General features: G+C 59.8%; 16 protein-coding genes. 3 read left to right on the top strand and 13 right to left on the bottom strand.

The features are described 5' to 3' along the window. From PSTU_RS20925 to rpsU, 3 genes are all read right to left on the bottom strand, one after another. Positions 1-297: RNA polymerase sigma factor region1.1 domain-containing protein (locus PSTU_RS20925; RefSeq protein ID WP_036993336.1), on the bottom strand; the 297-nt coding region annotated here is incomplete at its 3' end. Positions 298-516: 219 nt separating this feature from the next. Beyond that, positions 517-2,439, bottom strand: coding sequence for a DNA primase (dnaG, locus tag PSTU_RS0115790; protein WP_019341994.1), 1,923 nt, complete (start codon positions 2,437-2,439; stop codon positions 517-519). 138 nt (positions 2,440-2,577) lie between these two features. After that, positions 2,578-2,793, bottom strand: a complete 216-nt coding sequence (rpsU, locus tag PSTU_RS0115785) for a 30S ribosomal protein S21 (protein ID WP_003283508.1) — start codon at positions 2,791-2,793, stop codon at positions 2,578-2,580. A 196-nt stretch (positions 2,794-2,989) separates the two neighbouring features. Here rpsU and tsaD point away from each other — a divergent pair, with 196 nt between their 5' ends. Next, positions 2,990-4,015, top strand: a complete 1,026-nt coding sequence (tsaD, locus tag PSTU_RS0115780; protein WP_019341993.1) for a tRNA (adenosine(37)-N6)-threonylcarbamoyltransferase complex transferase subunit TsaD — start codon at positions 2,990-2,992, stop codon at positions 4,013-4,015. 13 nt (positions 4,016-4,028) lie between these two features. Here tsaD and plsY read toward each other — a convergent pair whose 3' ends face one another. Then, the gene (gene plsY / locus PSTU_RS0115775) at positions 4,029-4,598 is read right to left on the bottom strand and encodes a glycerol-3-phosphate 1-O-acyltransferase PlsY (RefSeq protein ID WP_029404828.1); all 570 of its coding nucleotides are present in this window, start codon (positions 4,596-4,598) and stop codon (positions 4,029-4,031) included. A 75-nt stretch (positions 4,599-4,673) separates the two neighbouring features. Here plsY and folB point away from each other — a divergent pair, with 75 nt between their 5' ends. Continuing rightward, positions 4,674-5,027 (top strand): dihydroneopterin aldolase, encoded by a 354-nt coding sequence (gene folB, locus PSTU_RS0115770; RefSeq protein WP_019341991.1) that lies wholly within the window; start codon positions 4,674-4,676, stop codon positions 5,025-5,027. Continuing rightward, complete coding sequence (gene folK / locus PSTU_RS0115765; protein ID WP_019341990.1) at positions 5,018-5,554, top strand: 2-amino-4-hydroxy-6-hydroxymethyldihydropteridine diphosphokinase; 537 nt, start codon at positions 5,018-5,020, stop codon at positions 5,552-5,554. Before folB ends, folK begins: the two co-directional genes overlap by 10 nt. Before the next feature lie 76 nt (positions 5,555-5,630). Here folK and PSTU_RS0115760 read toward each other — a convergent pair whose 3' ends face one another. The 9 genes from PSTU_RS0115760 to pdxA all read right to left on the bottom strand — a co-directional run bounded on the left by PSTU_RS0115760 (position 5,631) and on the right by pdxA (position 15,685). Further along, positions 5,631-6,854 carry a multifunctional CCA addition/repair protein gene (locus tag PSTU_RS0115760; RefSeq protein ID WP_019341989.1) on the bottom strand — a complete coding sequence of 408 codons (1,224 nt, stop codon included), beginning with the start codon at positions 6,852-6,854 and terminating at the stop codon, positions 5,631-5,633. A gap of 87 nt (positions 6,855-6,941) precedes the next feature. Beyond that, positions 6,942-8,495: a SpoVR family protein gene (locus tag PSTU_RS0115755; RefSeq protein ID WP_019341988.1), complete on the bottom strand. Its 1,554-nt coding sequence runs from the start codon at positions 8,493-8,495 to the stop codon at positions 6,942-6,944. 10 nt (positions 8,496-8,505) lie between these two features. Beyond that, a complete protein-coding gene (locus PSTU_RS0115750; RefSeq protein ID WP_019341987.1) occupies positions 8,506-9,777 on the bottom strand; it encodes a YeaH/YhbH family protein in 1,272 nt (423 codons plus the stop codon). 86 nt (positions 9,778-9,863) lie between these two features. Continuing rightward, the gene (locus tag PSTU_RS0115745) at positions 9,864-11,786 is read right to left on the bottom strand and encodes a PrkA family serine protein kinase (protein WP_019341986.1); all 1,923 of its coding nucleotides are present in this window, start codon (positions 11,784-11,786) and stop codon (positions 9,864-9,866) included. A 270-nt stretch (positions 11,787-12,056) separates the two neighbouring features. Continuing rightward, positions 12,057-12,386, bottom strand: coding sequence for a thiosulfate sulfurtransferase GlpE (gene glpE / locus PSTU_RS0115740; protein WP_019341985.1), 330 nt, complete (start codon positions 12,384-12,386; stop codon positions 12,057-12,059). Beyond that, the gene (locus PSTU_RS0115735; protein WP_019341984.1) at positions 12,383-13,204 is read right to left on the bottom strand and encodes a symmetrical bis(5'-nucleosyl)-tetraphosphatase; all 822 of its coding nucleotides are present in this window, start codon (positions 13,202-13,204) and stop codon (positions 12,383-12,385) included. Before PSTU_RS0115735 ends, glpE begins: the two co-directional genes overlap by 4 nt. Further along, positions 13,201-13,584, bottom strand: a complete 384-nt coding sequence (gene apaG / locus PSTU_RS0115730; RefSeq protein WP_019341983.1) for a Co2+/Mg2+ efflux protein ApaG — start codon at positions 13,582-13,584, stop codon at positions 13,201-13,203. The genes PSTU_RS0115735 and apaG overlap by 4 nt, the downstream gene beginning before the upstream one ends. 26 nt (positions 13,585-13,610) lie before the next feature. Continuing rightward, complete coding sequence (rsmA, locus tag PSTU_RS0115725) at positions 13,611-14,408, bottom strand: 16S rRNA (adenine(1518)-N(6)/adenine(1519)-N(6))-dimethyltransferase RsmA (protein ID WP_019341982.1); 798 nt, start codon at positions 14,406-14,408, stop codon at positions 13,611-13,613. 293 nt (positions 14,409-14,701) lie between these two features. Further along, positions 14,702-15,685, bottom strand: a complete 984-nt coding sequence (gene pdxA / locus PSTU_RS0115720; protein WP_029404827.1) for a 4-hydroxythreonine-4-phosphate dehydrogenase PdxA — start codon at positions 15,683-15,685, stop codon at positions 14,702-14,704. Between the last annotated feature and the right edge of the window lie 43 nt (positions 15,686-15,728).

Raw genomic sequence — 15,728 nt, 5'->3', positions numbered from 1 at the left:
GGGATCGGTGGTGCGGCCGATGTCGGTTTCGACAGCGGCAAGCGCCGCTGCGGCTTCTTCCGCGGCGGCTTCATCGGTATCGGCTTCGGCCAGCAACAGGGCATCGGCATCCGGGGCAACCTCGAATACATTGATACCCATGTCGTTGATCATGCGAATGATGTCTTCCACCTGTTCCGGATCGGAAATATCCTCCGGTAGGTGGTCATTGACCTCTGCGTAAGTCAGGTAACCCTGCTCACGGCCACGCTGGATCAATTCTTTGAGACGGGACTGCTGTTGCGCTTTTCCGGACATATAACCCTATCCACTGACGGTTCTGGCGGGTTGAAAACAAGCTGACCATTATAGCCGAGCAGGGACCTCACGCGCCAGTTGAGGTCGATTTAGGGCGCCTCTTAAAACTATCTGCGTTGGCAATACCGCGTTAAAAACAGGCTCGGACTGCTCATTTAGGCCACTAAACTCCGCGTCCTCGCCTGTTTTTTCCTTATCTTGCCTGCCTCGCCTACGTTTTTAGACGTGCCCTATAGCGGGTGTTGAGTTGCGATTTAACAGGTTGCGCAGCTGTTCTTTCTCCTCTGCGCTGAGTTCACCCTGGCGAGCTTTGCGCAGCAGCGTTTCAAGGCTGCGGTCGCGTTGTCTGGCGGCAAGGCTTGTTATGGTGTCGAAAAACTGTTGTTCAAGGTTATCGGCCGAGATCAGCCATTCTTTCTCGGCCAATGCACGTAATAAGCGCCCTTGGTCGGTTCCGTGCCAACGTGCGATCAATTGCAGGCTGCGCAGCTTCGGGTTTTTCTGCAAAGTGCCGAGGAGGGCGACGAGCAGTTGTGCATACGTGTCGTCTTCGGCGGCAAAATGGCTGGCATCTTCTACTTTCTGAGCGAGCTCAGGGTGGTGCAGCAAGGTACGTAGCGTGGTCAGGGCCGGCGGCTCTACCGTTGCCGGTGTTCTCGGTGCGCGTGCTTTAAAGTCTGGACGCTGCCCGGGCTTTTTCCAGTCCTTTTTCCATTCTTTCTTGCTGTTGCGCTTCGGTTGGGCGGGTTCAGGCGGAACATAGTAGTCGCTGTCGTCCTGTCCGGAGCTGGTGTCGTAATAGACGCTGTCGTCATATTCGAAGGCTACTTTCGGCGACGAAACGCTCATCTGCTGAAGCGCTTCGCTATGCAGTCCGGTGATCTCGCCGAGGCGCTGGCGCATCAGTGCACGCAGGTTGGCGCCGGGTATCTTTTCGATGAGTGGCGCCGCCAGGGTGGCCAGGTGTGCCTTGCCTTCCAGTGAGCGCGGGTCTGCTTCTTCGCTGAGCTGCTGGAAGAAATAGTCGGCCAGGGGCTGTGCGTGTTGTTGTATCCGAGCCATGAAGGCATCGGTGCCTTCGCTTCGCACCAAGGTGTCTGGATCTTCGCCTTCCGGCAGAAACAGAAAGCGGGCGCGGCGGCCATCCTGCAGATTGGGCAGAGCCGATTCCAGCGCACGCCAGGCGGCCTTGCGGCCAGCTGCATCACCATCGAAACAGAACAGCACGCTGGGTACGATGCGAAAAAGGCGCTTGAGATGCTCGTCGCTGGTGGCCGTACCAAGGGTGGCGACGGCGTTACGCAGGCCTTGCTGGGCCAGCGCGATCACGTCCATGTAGCCCTCGACGACCATAATTTCATCCAGATCGCGGTTGGCCTTGCGTGCCTCGTAGAGGCCGTAGAGCTCCTGACCCTTATGGAAAACCGGTGTTTCCGGTGAGTTCAGATACTTCGGCTTGTCATCGCCCAGTACGCGGCCGCCAAAGGCAATGACGCGCCCGCGGCTGTCGCGGATCGGGAACATCACCCGGTCGCGAAAACGATCGTAGCTCCTGCCGGTTTCGGCGTTTTCAATCAGCAGGCCGGCATCGATCATCGCTTTTTGCTGTAGGGCGTCACCGCCCAAGTGCTTCATCAGGTTGTCCCAGCCGGGTGGCGCGAAGCCGAGGCCAAAATCTCTGGCGATGATGCCGGACAGGCCGCGGCCTTTCAGGTATTCCACGGCGGCCTTGCGTGCCGGATGCCCTTTGAGGGCTTGCCGGTAGTAGTCGGCGGCGGATTCGAGCAGGGGGTAGAGCGGCGAGTCCACAGGTTGGCGTGGTTTACGCCCTGGTCCGGTTTCTTCGCGCGGCACTTCCATGCCGGCGCGCTTGGCCAGCTCCTCGACGGCCTGGGGGAATTCCAGGCTGTCGTGATCCATGATGAAGCCGAGCGCGTTGCCGCCAGCGCCGCAGCCGAAGCAGTAATAGAACTGCTTGTCTGGGCTGACGCTGAACGAAGGTGTCTTCTCTTTATGAAACGGACAGCAGGCCGTGTAGTTCTTCCCGGCTTTTTTCAATTGAATGCGCGAACTCACCACCTCGACGATGTCGGAGCGGTTGAGTAGGTCATCGATGAACGATTGCGGGATCAGACCGGCCATAGGGGTATGAGAATACGCTCGCGGTGTTCGGGCCGGAATGAAAAAAACTCCGGCCATTCGCCAACCGGCGAAGCGGAGTTTCTTTCAAATGCAAAGCCCGGCTTAGGCCGGGCTTGATGCAGCTTCAGCTGTACTGGATCAGTACAGGCGAACGCTGCGGCGCTGTTCGCGCTGCACTTTCTTGGCGTGACGCTTGACTGCGGCAGCAGCTTTGCGCTTGCGCTCAGCAGTGGGCTTCTCGTAGAACTCACGGCTGCGGACTTCAGCCAGAACACCGGCTTTTTCGCAAGAACGCTTGAAGCGACGCAGAGCTACGTCGAATGGTTCGTTCTCTTTAACTTTAACGTTGGGCATCCAGGACGTACCTTCACTTGTTTACCGGTTACAACGCGCTTCGGCAAATATCGCGAGCACGCTGGTTTTAAGGGTTGCGGATGTTAACGCCTTGCGGCATGGAATGCAAAGCCCCCTGATCGAAAAGCGCTGGTCGGTCGCCGGTTACGGCGATTAATATGCGCGGCTTCATTCGCTTCTCTGGAAGGTCGTACCCATGCTGGTGCTGGGGCTGGAAACTTCATGCGACGAGACCGGCGTCGCCCTGTACGACAGCGAGCAAGGCCTGCTGGCCGATGCGCTGTTCAGTCAGATCGATCTGCATCGCGTCTATGGCGGGGTGGTGCCGGAGCTGGCCTCGCGTGACCATGTCAAACGGATGCTGCCACTGATTCGTCAAGTTCTTGCAGAAGCCGGTCGCGATTCGAGCCAGATCGATGCGGTTGCCTACACGGCCGGTCCCGGTCTGGTGGGGGCGTTGCTGGTCGGGGCCTCGTGTGCCCAGGCAATGGCGTTTGCCTGGGGCGTGCCGGCGGTCGGCGTGCATCATATGGAAGGACATCTGTTGGCACCCATGCTCGAAGAGCAGCCACCGGCGTTCCCCTTCGTGGCGTTGCTGGTCTCCGGTGGGCACACGCAGTTGGTTCGGGTCGATGGCATCGGCCGCTACGAACTGCTGGGCGAGTCGGTAGATGATGCTGCCGGCGAGGCATTCGACAAGACAGCGAAACTGATGGGGTTGCGTTATCCCGGTGGTCCGGAGATCGCTCTGCTCGCCGAGCGCGGCACACCCGGTCGCTTCCTCTTTCCACGTCCCATGACTGATCGGCCGGGGCTTGATTTCAGCTTCAGCGGCCTCAAGACCTCAACACTCACTACCTGGCAGCAATGCCGTAGCGCTGGCGACGGCGGTGAGCAAACCCGTTGCGATATTGCGCTGGCCTTCCAGCAGGCAGTGGTCGAGACGCTGACCATCAAGTGCCGACGCGCACTGAAACAGACGGGTTTGAATAACCTGGTGATCGCTGGTGGCGTAAGCGCCAATTCGGCATTGCGCAAGAGCCTCGAAACGATGCTCGGAGAGCTGAAGGGGAAGGTGTTTTATGCGCGGCCACGTTTCTGTACCGACAATGGTGCGATGATCGCCTACGCCGGTTGCCAGCGGTTGCTGGCCGGCCAGCAGGACGGGCCGGAGATTTCGGTTCAGGCGCGTTGGCCGATGGAGACGCTGGCAGCGGTATAAGTCGCTGGTCGGTTTAGAAGTGCCGCTCCGTGCCCGTTAACAGGCCGCGGACATTGTTACGGTGACGCCAGAGGATCAGCCCGGCCAGCAATGCCATGGGCCAGAGCCCGTCAGGCTGCTGCCAGGCTAGCAAAGGCAGGCACAGCGGCAGTGCGGCAAGCGCGGCAAGCGAACTGGTCCGGGTGACCTTGAATACCAGCAGCCAGATGATCAGGGCTAGCAACGCCGCTGGTGGATACAGGCCGAGCAGGGCGCCAGCAGCGGTCGCCACGCCCTTGCCGCCACGAAAGCGGAAGTACAACGGATAAAGATGACCGAACACCGCCGCCAGTGCGATCCAGGCTTGTTGCTGAACAGATAAGCCCAGCGCTGCGGCGAGCAGGACCGGTAGCAGGCCCTTGAGCAGATCGCCAAATAGCGTGCTGATTGCCAGGCGCCTGCCAGCGAGCCGCAGCATGTTGGTCGCGCCGGGATTGCCGGAGCCACCGACCCGCGGATCGGGCGCGCCGGTCAGGCGACTGAGTAGAATGGCGAATGACAGAGAACCGATCAGGTAGGCGAGCAGAATCAGTTGCCAAAACATGGCATCCATCCGGGGCAGGGAGCTCCTGAGTCTAACGGCGTGCGGTGAAGTTGTCGTGCCGTAGGAGAGAGTTGCGTGGATACAGTTTTCATCGAAGGGCTGGAAGTGGATACGCTGATTGGCGCCTATGATTGGGAGCGTGGAATTCGGCAGTGCCTGCGTTTGGATCTGACGCTCGGCTGGGACATTCGTCCCGCTGCAGAAAATGACGAATTGGACAAGGCGCTGGATTACGCCGAAGTGACTGCTGCCATCGATCGGTTCGCGCAGGCGTCGCGCTTCGAGCTGGTCGAGACCTTTGCCGAGCGACTGGCTGCTGGCCTGATGCATCAGTTTGGCATCCCCTGGCTGCGGCTGCGGGTTACCAAGCCGGGCGTCAATGCGCGCGCCTCGGCGCTCGGCGTGGAGATCGAACGCGGATGCCGCTGACTCGTGTACTACTGGGGCTCGGCAGCAATAACCGACGCGAACAGAATCTCACCGCCGGTCTCGATGCGCTGGAACAGATGCTCGGAGATATGCGCTGTTCGCCCGTTTTTGAAAGCCTCGCGGTGGGTTACAAGGGCGACAATTTCTACAACCTTGTCGTATGCGGAACCACCGACCTGTCGTTGATGGAATTGGACCGGAGGCTCAAGTTCATCGAGGCGGATAACGGTCGCTACGCGCCGGACCGCAAAGGCCTGCCGCTGGATATAGATGTCCTGCTGTATGACGATCTGGTGGGCAACTTCCATGGTTTGGAGCTGCCGCGACCGGAGACGCTGAAGAATGCCTTCGTGCTCTGGCCGCTGGCGCTGCTAGCTCCGGATGTGATGCATCCCTGCACGGGGCGAAGTTTCGCCGAGCTGTGGCGCGAATCGAGCATCCAACAGCAACTGTGGCCGGTGCCGTTTCGTTGGCAGGGCGATGAGCTGACACCGGCCGCGCTGCTAGCCTCTTTTTCCAGGCCCTAGCTAGGCAGACCTGCGAGCGCGCCGCGTCTCGTACGCTGGGCTTCGCTAAAGCTCGGCGCTGCTCGTCCCGATTGGGTCAGTCGGTGGTGCCCTGGGTCTGACGTTGGTATGTCTGAACCGCAATCAGGCGACCGCGCTTGAGTGCTTCGCCCAGCTCGGCTCCCTTGTAGCCTTGGTCGATCAGCGGTTTCACCGGTACGGCGCGCGCGGACTCGGCGGCGCCTCGCAGGTAGTCTGCTTGCGGATAGCCATCTGCCTCCATGCCAGGGCCTTTCGCATCCATTTCGCAAGCCGCAATGAACTGCTCGAAGCGCTCCGGGCGACGGTAGATATCGAAGTGCTGGAGCAGCTCGAACAGCTGAGGCGCGGGTAGCGTCATGGCGCCATGGGCCTGAGCGTGAAACTCACCGGTCAGCATGGCCAGTTCCTGGCAGTCTCGCGGCACTTTAAATCGAGCATTGACGGTCTCGATCAGCGGCAATCCCGCTTTGCCCGACTCTGGTCCACGCATCGGCGCTACCGTTTCACCCAGGTGCTGTAACAGGCAGGCCCAGCGCACCGTCAGCGGCTGTCCATGAGCAGCGCACTGGCGCATTACCGAGAGCATGTGTTCGCCCGTTGCTGGCTCGGGGGTGCTGGCCTGCGCTGCCGACCTGTTGAACAGCCGGTCGATTTCGGGAAACAGTTCCTTCAAAGCACCACATTCGCGAAGTACCTGCACGAACACGTCAGGGCGGGGCTCCATGAGGGCGCGTGAGATCTCTTTCCAGCTGCGTTCCGGTGTCAGCGCCTGCAGTTCTCCCGACTCGGCAAGCTGGCGCATCAGCGCTTGTGTTTCAGGCGCGACGTTGAAACCAAGCTCGGCATAACGCGCCGCAAAGCGGGCCACACGCAGCACCCGTAACGGGTCCTCGGCGAACGCAGGGGATACATGCCTGAGCTGGCGTGCGGCGAGGTCGACCTGGCCTCCGTAGGGGTCGATCAGATTGCCCTGTTCATCTTCGGCCATGGCATTGATGGTCAGGTCGCGACGGGTCAGGTCTTCTTCAAGCGTAACGTCAGGGCTCGCGTAAAAGGTGAAACCGCCATAGCCGCGGCCGCTCTTGCGCTCGGTGCGGGCAAGGGCGTATTCCTCGCCTGACGCCGGATGCAGAAACACCGGGAAGTCTGCTCCTACCGGGCGATAGCCCTTGGCCTGCATCTCTTCGGCACTGGAGCCGACCACGACCCAATCCACCTCGGTCACTGGTCTCCCCAGCAACCGATCACGCACCGCTCCGCCGACTTTGTAGATCTGCATGTGTTCCTCCGTTGCGGCGGAGGATAAACGAAAGCCCCGCAGCAGCAAGCCGCGGGTACCTCGGGTCGGCCGCCACTCGAAGCGTGATCAGGTCGGTGGTAGCGCCAGGTTCATGCCTGGGAATTTGCTTTCGGTGTCCGACTCTACCCGCGGCGGCATGTGATGAGTGGTGACCAGCTTGTCGTCCTGCATCGATTGCAGATGTACGTCGAACCCCCAGAGTCGGTGCAAGTGCTTGAGCACTTCATCGGTGGAGCCGCCCAGAGGTTTGCGGTCATGCTGTTGGTGGCGCAGGGTCAGCGAACGATCACCGCGGCGATCGACACTCCAGACTTGCACGTTGGGCTCGCGATTGCCGAGGTTGTACTGCGCCGCGAGCAATTCGCGGATGGTGTGGTAGCCGCTCTCATCATGGATAGCGGGTACCAGCAGCTCGTCCTTGTGATCGTCGTCAAGAATGCTGAACAGCTTGAGGTCGCGAATGACCTTCGGCGAAAGGAATTGCAGGATGAAGCTTTCATCCTTGAAGTTATTCATTGCGAACTTCACGGTGGTCAGCCAATCGCTGCCGGCGATGTCCGGGAACCAGCGCTTGTCCTCCTCGGTGGGGTGTTCGCAGATCCGGCGGATATCCTGATACATGGCGAACCCGAGCGTATAAGGGTTGATACCGCTGTAGTACGGGCTGTCGAAGCCGGGTTGATAGATCACGCTGGTGTGCGACTGAAGGAACTCCATCATGAAGCCATCGGTTACCAGCCCTTCGTCGTATAGGTCGTTGAGCAGCGTGTAGTGCCAGAAAGTCGCCCAGCCCTCGTTCATGACCTGAGTCTGGCGCTGCGGATAGAAATACTGCGCGATCTTGCGCACGATGCGCACCACTTCGCGCTGCCAGGGCTCGAGCAATGGCGCGTGCTTTTCGACGAAGTAGAGGATGTTTTCCTGCGGCTCGGCGGGGAAGCGCTGGTCGCGTTCGCGTTCGTCGGCTTTCTCACCGGACTTTGGAATGGTCCGCCAGATGTCGTTGATCTGCTTTTGCAAATGCTCTTCACGATCCTTCTGCCGCCGCCGTTCCTCCTCGGCGGAAATCGGATAGGGGCGCTTGTAGCGATCGACGCCGTAGTTCATCAGCGCATGACAGGAGTCGAGCAGGTCTTCCACTGCATCGATGCCGTGGCGTTCCTCGCATTGCATGATGTACTGCTTGGCGAATACCAGGTAGTCGATGATCGAGCTGGCATCGGTCCAGGTGCGGAACAGGTAGTTGCCCTTGAAGAAGCTGTTGTGCCCGTAGCTGGCATGGGCAATCACCAGCGCCTGCATGGTGATGGTGTTTTCTTCCATCAGGTAGGCGATGCAGGGGTCGGAATTGATCACGATCTCGTAGGCCAGGCCCATCTGTCCCCGGGTGTAGGATTTTTCCGTGCTGAGGAAGTGCTTGCCGTAAGACCAATGGTGATAGCCCAGCGGCATGCCCACCGAGGCATAGGCGTCCATCATCTGTTCGGCGGTGATGACTTCGATCTGGTTCGGGTAGGTATCCAGCGCGTAGCGCTCGGCGATACGACCGATCTCGCGGTCGTAGGCGCGGATCAGCTCGAAGGTCCATTCCGAGCCGGTGGAAATGGGCTGTCGTTTCATACTGCGTACCTCAGCTAGCCATGCGCCGCTGGAACAGTTCGCGGAACACCGGGTAGATGTCTCCTGCCGTTACCAGTTGCTGCTGGGCGAACGAGTCACCGAAGGCTTCGGCCACCTGGTTGTATTCGTACCACAGCGCCTGATGTTCGCGCGGGGTGATTTCGACGTAGGTGAAATACTGGACGAAGGGCATGATCTGGTTGATCAAGATGTCCCGGCAGATCGGCGAATCGTCGTTCCAGTTGTCGCCATCCGAAGCCTGCGCCGCATAGATGTTCCACTCGTTGGCGGGGTAACGCTCAGCCATGATCTCCTGCATCATTTTCAGCGCACTGGACACAATGGTGCCGCCGGTTTCGCGTGAATAGAAAAATTCTTCCTCGTCGACTTCTTTGGCGCTGGTGTGGTGGCGAATGAACACCACGTCGATCTTGTCGTAGTTCCGCTTGAGGAACAGATACAGGAGGATGAAGAAGCGCTTGGCGATGTCTTTGGTGGATTGGGTCATGGAGCCTGACACGTCCATCAGGCAGAACATCACCGCCTTGGAACTGGGATTGGGGTGCTTGACCAGCAGGTTGTACTTGAGGTCGAAGGTATCGAGAAAGGGAACGCGGTGAATACGTGCGCTGAGGCGCTCGATCTCCTCTTCGGCTGCCTGGATGTCGGTGAAGTTGGCCGGCTCCTCAAGCTTCAGGCGCGCCAGCTCGGCTTTGATCTCGCGCAGCTTGGCGCGGCTGCTGCCCGACAATGCGATGCGCCGCGCATGTGCCGAGCGCAGCGTGCGGATAATGTTGATGCGTGATGGGTTGCCTTCGTTGCTGATGCCGGCGCGGACAGTCTTGAAGGTATCGGTGCCGGCCAGATGTCGCTTCACCAGATTGGGCAGTTCCAGGTCCTCGAACATGAAGTCGAGAAACTCCTCCTGGGTGATTTGAAAGACGAAATCATCCATGCCTTCGCCGCTGTTGCTTGCTTGTCCCGCGCCTTGGCCACCGCCGCCGCCCTGAGGCCGCGGGATGCGCTCGCCAGCGACGAACTCCTTGTTACCGGGATGGACGATGGTCTGCCGACCGCCGCGCCCATGGTGCAGGATCGGCTCGTCGATATCGCGGCCGGGAATGCTGATCTGCTCGCCGTGCTCCATGTCGGTGATGGAACGGCGTCCAACAGCCTCTTCCACCGCCTTCTTGATGTGCCCTCGGTATCGCTGCAGGAATCGCTGGCGATTCACCGTGCTCTTGTTCTTGCCGTTCAGACGGCGGTCGATCACGTAGCTCATACGAGCCCTCCGGGCTGAGCTGGGAGTCTTAGGCTCGAAGCCGGAAGCGCGCTGAGTGGGCTTCCGGCTTCGAGCGCTCAGCTGCTTTACTGCGATTTACGTACCCGCAGATACCATTCGGAAAGCAGGCGTACCTGTTTCTCGGTGTAGCCGCGTTCGACCATGCGTACGACGAAGTCGCTGTGCTTCTTCTGATCCTCCTTGCTGGCTTTGGCGTTGAAGCTGATGACCGGCAGCAGGTCCTCGGTGTTGGAGAACATTTTCTTCTCGATCACCACCCGCAGCTTTTCATAGCTCAGCCAGGACGGATTCTTGCCGTTGTTGTTGGCTCGGGCTCGCAGTACGAAATTGACGATCTCGTTGCGGAAATCCTTCGGATTGCTGATGCCGGCCGGCTTTTCGATCTTCTCCAGCTCTTCGTTGAGCGCGGCGCGGTTGAGTATCTCGCCGGTTTCCGGATCGCGGTATTCCTGATCCTGAATCCAGAAGTCGGCGTAGAGCACGTAGCGGTCGAAGATATTCTGGCCGTACTCGCTGTAGGACTCGAGATAGGCGGTCTGAATTTCCTTGCCAATGAAGTCGACGTAACGCGGCGCCAAATATTCCTTGATGAATCGCAGGTAGCGCTCACGCACCTCGGCAGGGAATTGCTCTTGCTCAATCTGCTGCTCCAATACATAGAGCAGGTGCACAGGGTTAGCCGCGATCTCGTGCGGATCGAAGTTGAATACCTTCGACAGGATTTTAAAGGCGAAACGAGTCGAGAGACCGTTCATGCCCTCGTCGACGCCGGCTGTGTCGCGATACTCCTGGATCGATTTGGCTTTGGGATCGGTGTCCTTGAGGTTTTCACCGTCATAAACCCGCATCTTCGAATAGATATTGGAATTTTCCGGCTCTTTCAGACGGCTCAGCACCGAGAACTGCGCCAGCATTTTCAGCGTATCGGGCGCGCAGTGGGCTTTCGATAGTGAGCTGTTGAACAGCAATTTGTCGTAGATCTTGATCTCGTCAGTGACACGCAAGCAGTACGGCACCTTGACGATGTAGATGCGGTCGATGAACGCTTCGTTGTTCTTGTTGTTGCGGAAGGTGTGCCATTCCGATTCGTTGGAGTGGGCCAGCAGGATACCGTTGTAGGGGATCGCACCGAGGCCTTCAGTGCTGTTGTAGTTGCCTTCCTGGGTAGCGGTCAGCAGCGGGTGCAGCACCTTGATCGGCGCCTTGAACATTTCGACGAATTCCATCATGCCCTGGTTGGCGCGGCACAGCGCACCGGAGTAACTGTAGGCATCGGCGTCGTTTTGGGGGTATTCCTCAAGCTTGCGAATATCGACCTTGCCCACCAGCGCCGAAATGTCCTGGTTGTTCTCGTCGCCCGGCTCCGTTTTAGCAATTGCGATCTGATTGAGGATCGACGGGTACAGCTTCACGACGCGGAACTGGCTGATGTCTCCGCCGAACTCCTGCAGGCGCTTGGTAGCCCAGGGCGACATGATCGAGCTGAGGTAGCGACGCGGGATGCCATAGTCCTCTTCAAGAATCTGAGCGTCCTCAGCCGGGTTGAACAGCCCCAGGGGCGACTCGAACACCGGCGAGCCCTTGATGGCATAGAAGGGAACCCGCTCCATCAGTTGCTTGAGCTTTTCTGCGAGGGATGATTTACCGCCGCCTACTGGGCCGAGCAGATAGAGAATCTGTTTCTTCTCTTCCAGGCCCTGGGCGGCGTGCCTGAAATACGAAACGATCTGGTCAATGCAGTCTTCCATGCCGTGGAAGTCTTCGAAGGCCGGGTAACGGCGGATGACCTTATTGGAAAATATTCGCGAGAGCCTCGAGTCGGTCGAGGTGTCGATCAGCTCGGGCTCGCCGATGGCCATCAACAGGCGCTCGGCAGCGGTTGCGTAGGTTCCCCGGTCTTCCTTGCACAGGTCGAGATATTCCTGAAGCGAATATTCCTCCTGACGGGTTGCTTCGAATCGTTGCTGGAAATGACTGAAAATGCTCATGACTTCACCTCGGACGATGCTCGGAGCCGGTGTTGTCATCAGGCATTCAGGTGCGGCCGACTGCTCGGCCTGTGGAGTCCCCCCGAACACCTAATGGTCGAAAACCTGAGGCCCGGTAGCCGCTACACGGCTTCCATTTGTTTGGATGGCCTGAACTGAAGGATAGTTCGGATTCGGCAAATTCAAGGGTGCAGAACCGCTTTTACCGCTGCGTTTCGTCGGAAGGAAGGCTCAAGGCCGCATTATTTGCGGCCTTGAGTGTGTGATTTTTTAGGTGGGATCGCCCCGTTCAGTCTCTTGCGGAAACGCCTGTTGCCAAAGCTCGAAACCGCCGTCGAGGCTGTAGACGTCAGAGAAACCCTGGCCTACCAGATAGGCCGCTGCGCTTTGACTGGAGTTGCCGTGGTAACAGACGACGATCAGCGGTTGGTCGAGATCAGCGGTTGCGATGAAGCCTGGCAAGGATTGATTGTCGAGATGTGTCGAGCCGGTCACGTGACCATTGGCGAAGCTGTTCGGGTCGCGGATGTCGACGATCACGCCGCCTGCACTGCGCAGCGATTGTGCCTGCTCGGGCGAAATACGTTTGAAGTCGGTCATGGCTTGGCCTCGCAGTCGCAGCGGTACAGTTCGTTGCTGTCGACGTTCATCAGTGTCATGGAGTTGCCCCATACGCAGCCGGTGTCCAGGGCGTATATGTTTGGCTCGTCGCAGTTGCCTTCCAGCGCGGCCCAGTGGCCGAAAATGATCTTTTCGCCGCGGGTCTTGCGAGTGGGGTGGCTGAACCAGGGCGCAAAGCCTGCGGGGGCCGAGTCGAGCCCTTCCTTGGCTTCGAGGTCGAGGGTCCCGTCGGCTTTGCAGAAGCGCATCCGGGTGAAGTAGTTGGTGATCAGGCGCAGCCTTGGGACGCCGTGTAACTCCTTGTTCCATTTGGCCGGCTGATTCCCGTACATGCCGTCGAGGAAGGGCTGCAGCATGGCGTCATCGCGAAGCGCCTGTTCGACCTCGGCCGCGCGGCGCAGGGATTTGCTCAATGTCCATTGCGGTGGGATGCCGGCATGGACCATGGTGACCTGGCGTTCGGTATCGTGGTGGACCAGCTTCTGCTGACGCAGCCAGAAAATCAGATCCGCTCGGTCGGGGGCATCGAGTATCGCCTGCAGTGTGTCGGATTTCTTCAGCCGTTCGATCTTGTGGGTCACGGCCAGCAAGTGCAGGTCATGGTTACCGAGAACGGTGACACCCGAGCCGCCCAGATCGCGCGCAAAACGCAGCGCTTCGAGCGATTGCGGACCGCGGTTGACCAGATCGCCCGCCAGCCACAGGCAGTCGCGCGATGGGCTGAAGTCGACTTGCTTGAGCAGGCAGAGGAGGGGTTCGAGGCAACCTTGCAGGTCGCCGACAGCGTAGGTAGTCAATGCAGGGCTCCAGGTACGGCCAGCCGAAACGGCGCAATCGTGGCATCGAAGCGGTGCCCGTCTTCGGCGAGCATCTGATAACTGCCTTGCATCGTGCCGACGCGTGAGGCCATTAGCGTGCCACTGGTGTAGACATGGCGATGGCCCGGAGCTAGTACCGGCTGCTCACCGACCACGCCTTCGCCGCGCACTTCCTGTACCTGACCGTCTCCGTCAGTGATGATCCAGTGGCGTGACAGCAACTGCGCAGTCAGCTGGCCCTTGTTTTCGATGGTTACGGTGTAGGCAAAGGCAAAACGGTTCTGTTCCGGTTGTGACTGGTCTGCCAGGTAGGCAGGGCGGATATTGACGTCGATCCAGTAGCGGAGGTCTTCAGGCATGGCGTGCTCCTTCGCGTGGGTCGCTTTCAGCCGCGGGCAGATAGTTGATCCGATAGTCTTACGAACGCGGCCAGGTCCAGCTGTTCCGGGCGCAGGCTGCCATCAACCTCGGCGGCCGCGATAGCGTCCGTGTCCAGCAGGCCTTTAAGCGTGTTGCGCAGTGTCTTGCGGCGCTGGTTAAAGGCCTGGCGAACAACCGTTTCAAGTTGTCGATGATCCTGGGCCGGATGTGGCAGTACTTCGTGCGGTACCAGGCGAACGATGGCTGAGTCGACCTTTGGCGCCGGGTTGAACGCGCCAGGGCCAACGTTGAACAGGTGCTCTACGCGGCAGTGGTACTGGACCATGATCGACAGACGCCCCCAATCGCCACCGCCGGGCACTGCAGCGAGGCGTTCGACCACTTCCTTCTGCAGCATGAAGTGCATGTCGCAAATCAGGCTGGCATGGTCGAGCAGATGAAAGATCAGCGGCGTGGAGATGTTGTACGGCAGGTTGCCGACGATGCGCAGGCTGCCGGGCTCCTGGCTGAGTTGCGAGAAGTCGAACTTCAGCGCGTCGCCCTGATTGAGTGCGAAATTTTCGCGGCCGGCAAATTTCTGCTGCAGGATCGGGATCAGGTCCAGGTCCAGCTCGACCACGTCAAGGTGTGCGCCGCTGTCGAGCAAGCCTTCGGTCAACGCGCCCTGGCCCGGGCCGATCTCGACGATCTGCTCACCCGGTTTGGCATGGATAGAGCGCAGGATGCGATGGATCACGCCCGCATCGTGAAGGAAGTTCTGGCCGAAGCGCTTGCGCGCGCGGTGTTGGTAGTTCTCGGACATATACAGCAGTCTCAGGAGCAGCTAGAAGCGTGAGGCTTGGAGCTGGAGGCGAAAAGGCCCGCAGTTTAGCAGCTGCGATAGGCGAGGCGAGTGCTCCGCCGGTAAGTGCTGTACGAGCCGTTGCCGTCTGGAGGCACGCTGGGGAGCTCGGAGGCGGTCCATTGCAACGCCTGACTGCTGTTGCGGTACGCGCGGTGGGCTGCAACCGCCGAGCGACTTGCCCAGTGCGTTCGTACGCGGACACTCGTCTGCACACAGCCCTCTAGCACTGGTTCCTGCGCTGCCTGCCGGGTCTAGCTGCCGCTCATCTCATACGCCGTTTCCAGCGCCACTCGCAGGCTGCCAGTGTCGATCCGGCCAGTACCTGCAAGGTCCAGAGCGGTACCGTGGTCGACCGAGGTGCGCACGATCGGCAGCCCCAGCGTCACGTTCACGGCTGCACCAAAGCCCTTGTACTTGAGCACCGGCAGGCCCTGATCGTGATACATCGCCAGCACCGCGTCGCAGTGTTCGAGGTATTTGGGGGTGAACAGTGTGTCTGCCGGTAGTGGGCCGACCAGGTCGAGCCCGTCGCGTCGCAGCGCCTCCAGTGTCGGCTCGATGATCTCGATTTCCTCGCGGCCCAGATGTCCGCACTCACCCGCATGAGGATTGAGCCCGCAGACCAGGATCCGCGGTCGGGTGATGCCGAACTTTTCCACCAGGTCGGCGTGCAATATGCGCGTCACGCGCTGCAGTCGGTCAGTGGTGATGGCGGCAGGCACATCCTTGAGCGGCAGGTGGGTGGTGACCAGTGCAACCCGTAACCCACGGGTTGCCAACATCATGACGACCTGCTCGGTGCCGGTCAGCTCCGCGAGAAACTCGGTGTGCCCCGAAAAAGATATGCCTGCCTCATTGATCACGCCCTTATGCACCGGTGCGGTGATCATCCCGGCGAAGCTGCCATCGAGGCATCCTTTGCCAGCACGGGTTAGCGTGGCCAGCACATAGTCGGCGTTGGCTGGGGTGAGCTGGCCGCTTATGGCTGGTGCACCGAGTGGCGTGTTCCATACGTACAGGGTGCCGGCGGGTGCCGGTTGGTTCGGCCAGTTGCCTGGCATGACCTCAAGCAGGGTGATGTCAAGTCCAAGTTCTGCTGCACGGGTGCATAGCAACTCGGTACTGGCGATGGCGATCAAGACGTGTGGATGGGTGTCGCGTGCGAGCAACAGACAGAGGTCGGGACCAATACCGGCGGGTTCGCCGGGCGTCAGGGCGAAACGTTTGCTGGTCATGTCGATGCCTTCATCCGGGTGAAAAGAAACGGGCCGGCCGATT

Source organism: Stutzerimonas stutzeri SDM-LAC, from assembly GCF_000235745.1.
In the GTDB taxonomy this organism is placed as follows: Bacteria; Pseudomonadota; Gammaproteobacteria; order Pseudomonadales; family Pseudomonadaceae; genus Stutzerimonas; species Stutzerimonas stutzeri_H.
This window is presented reverse-complemented; position numbering and strand designations above follow the sequence as displayed.

Bases quoted from the DNA above. Each gene is read 5' to 3' on its own strand.
- dnaG (WP_019341994.1), bottom strand. From the start codon at position 2,439: ATGGCCGGTCTGATCCCGCAATCGTTCATCGATGACCTACTCAACCGC.
- rpsU (WP_003283508.1), bottom strand. From the start codon at position 2,793: ATGCCCAACGTTAAAGTTAAAGAGAACGAACCATTCGACGTAGCTCTG.
- tsaD (WP_019341993.1), top strand. From the start codon at position 2,990: ATGCTGGTGCTGGGGCTGGAAACTTCATGCGACGAGACCGGCGTCGCC.
- plsY (WP_029404828.1), bottom strand. From the start codon at position 4,598: ATGTTTTGGCAACTGATTCTGCTCGCCTACCTGATCGGTTCTCTGTCA.
- folK (WP_019341990.1), top strand. From the start codon at position 5,018: ATGCCGCTGACTCGTGTACTACTGGGGCTCGGCAGCAATAACCGACGC.
- PSTU_RS0115760 (WP_019341989.1), bottom strand. From the start codon at position 6,854: ATGCAGATCTACAAAGTCGGCGGAGCGGTGCGTGATCGGTTGCTGGGG.
- PSTU_RS0115755 (WP_019341988.1), bottom strand. From the start codon at position 8,495: ATGAAACGACAGCCCATTTCCACCGGCTCGGAATGGACCTTCGAGCTG.
- PSTU_RS0115750 (WP_019341987.1), bottom strand. From the start codon at position 9,777: ATGAGCTACGTGATCGACCGCCGTCTGAACGGCAAGAACAAGAGCACG.
- PSTU_RS0115745 (WP_019341986.1), bottom strand. From the start codon at position 11,786: ATGAGCATTTTCAGTCATTTCCAGCAACGATTCGAAGCAACCCGTCAG.
- glpE (WP_019341985.1), bottom strand. From the start codon at position 12,386: ATGACCGACTTCAAACGTATTTCGCCCGAGCAGGCACAATCGCTGCGC.
- apaG (WP_019341983.1), bottom strand. From the start codon at position 13,584: ATGCCTGAAGACCTCCGCTACTGGATCGACGTCAATATCCGCCCTGCC.
- rsmA (WP_019341982.1), bottom strand. From the start codon at position 14,408: ATGTCCGAGAACTACCAACACCGCGCGCGCAAGCGCTTCGGCCAGAAC.
- pdxA (WP_029404827.1), bottom strand. From the start codon at position 15,685: ATGACCAGCAAACGTTTCGCCCTGACGCCCGGCGAACCCGCCGGTATT.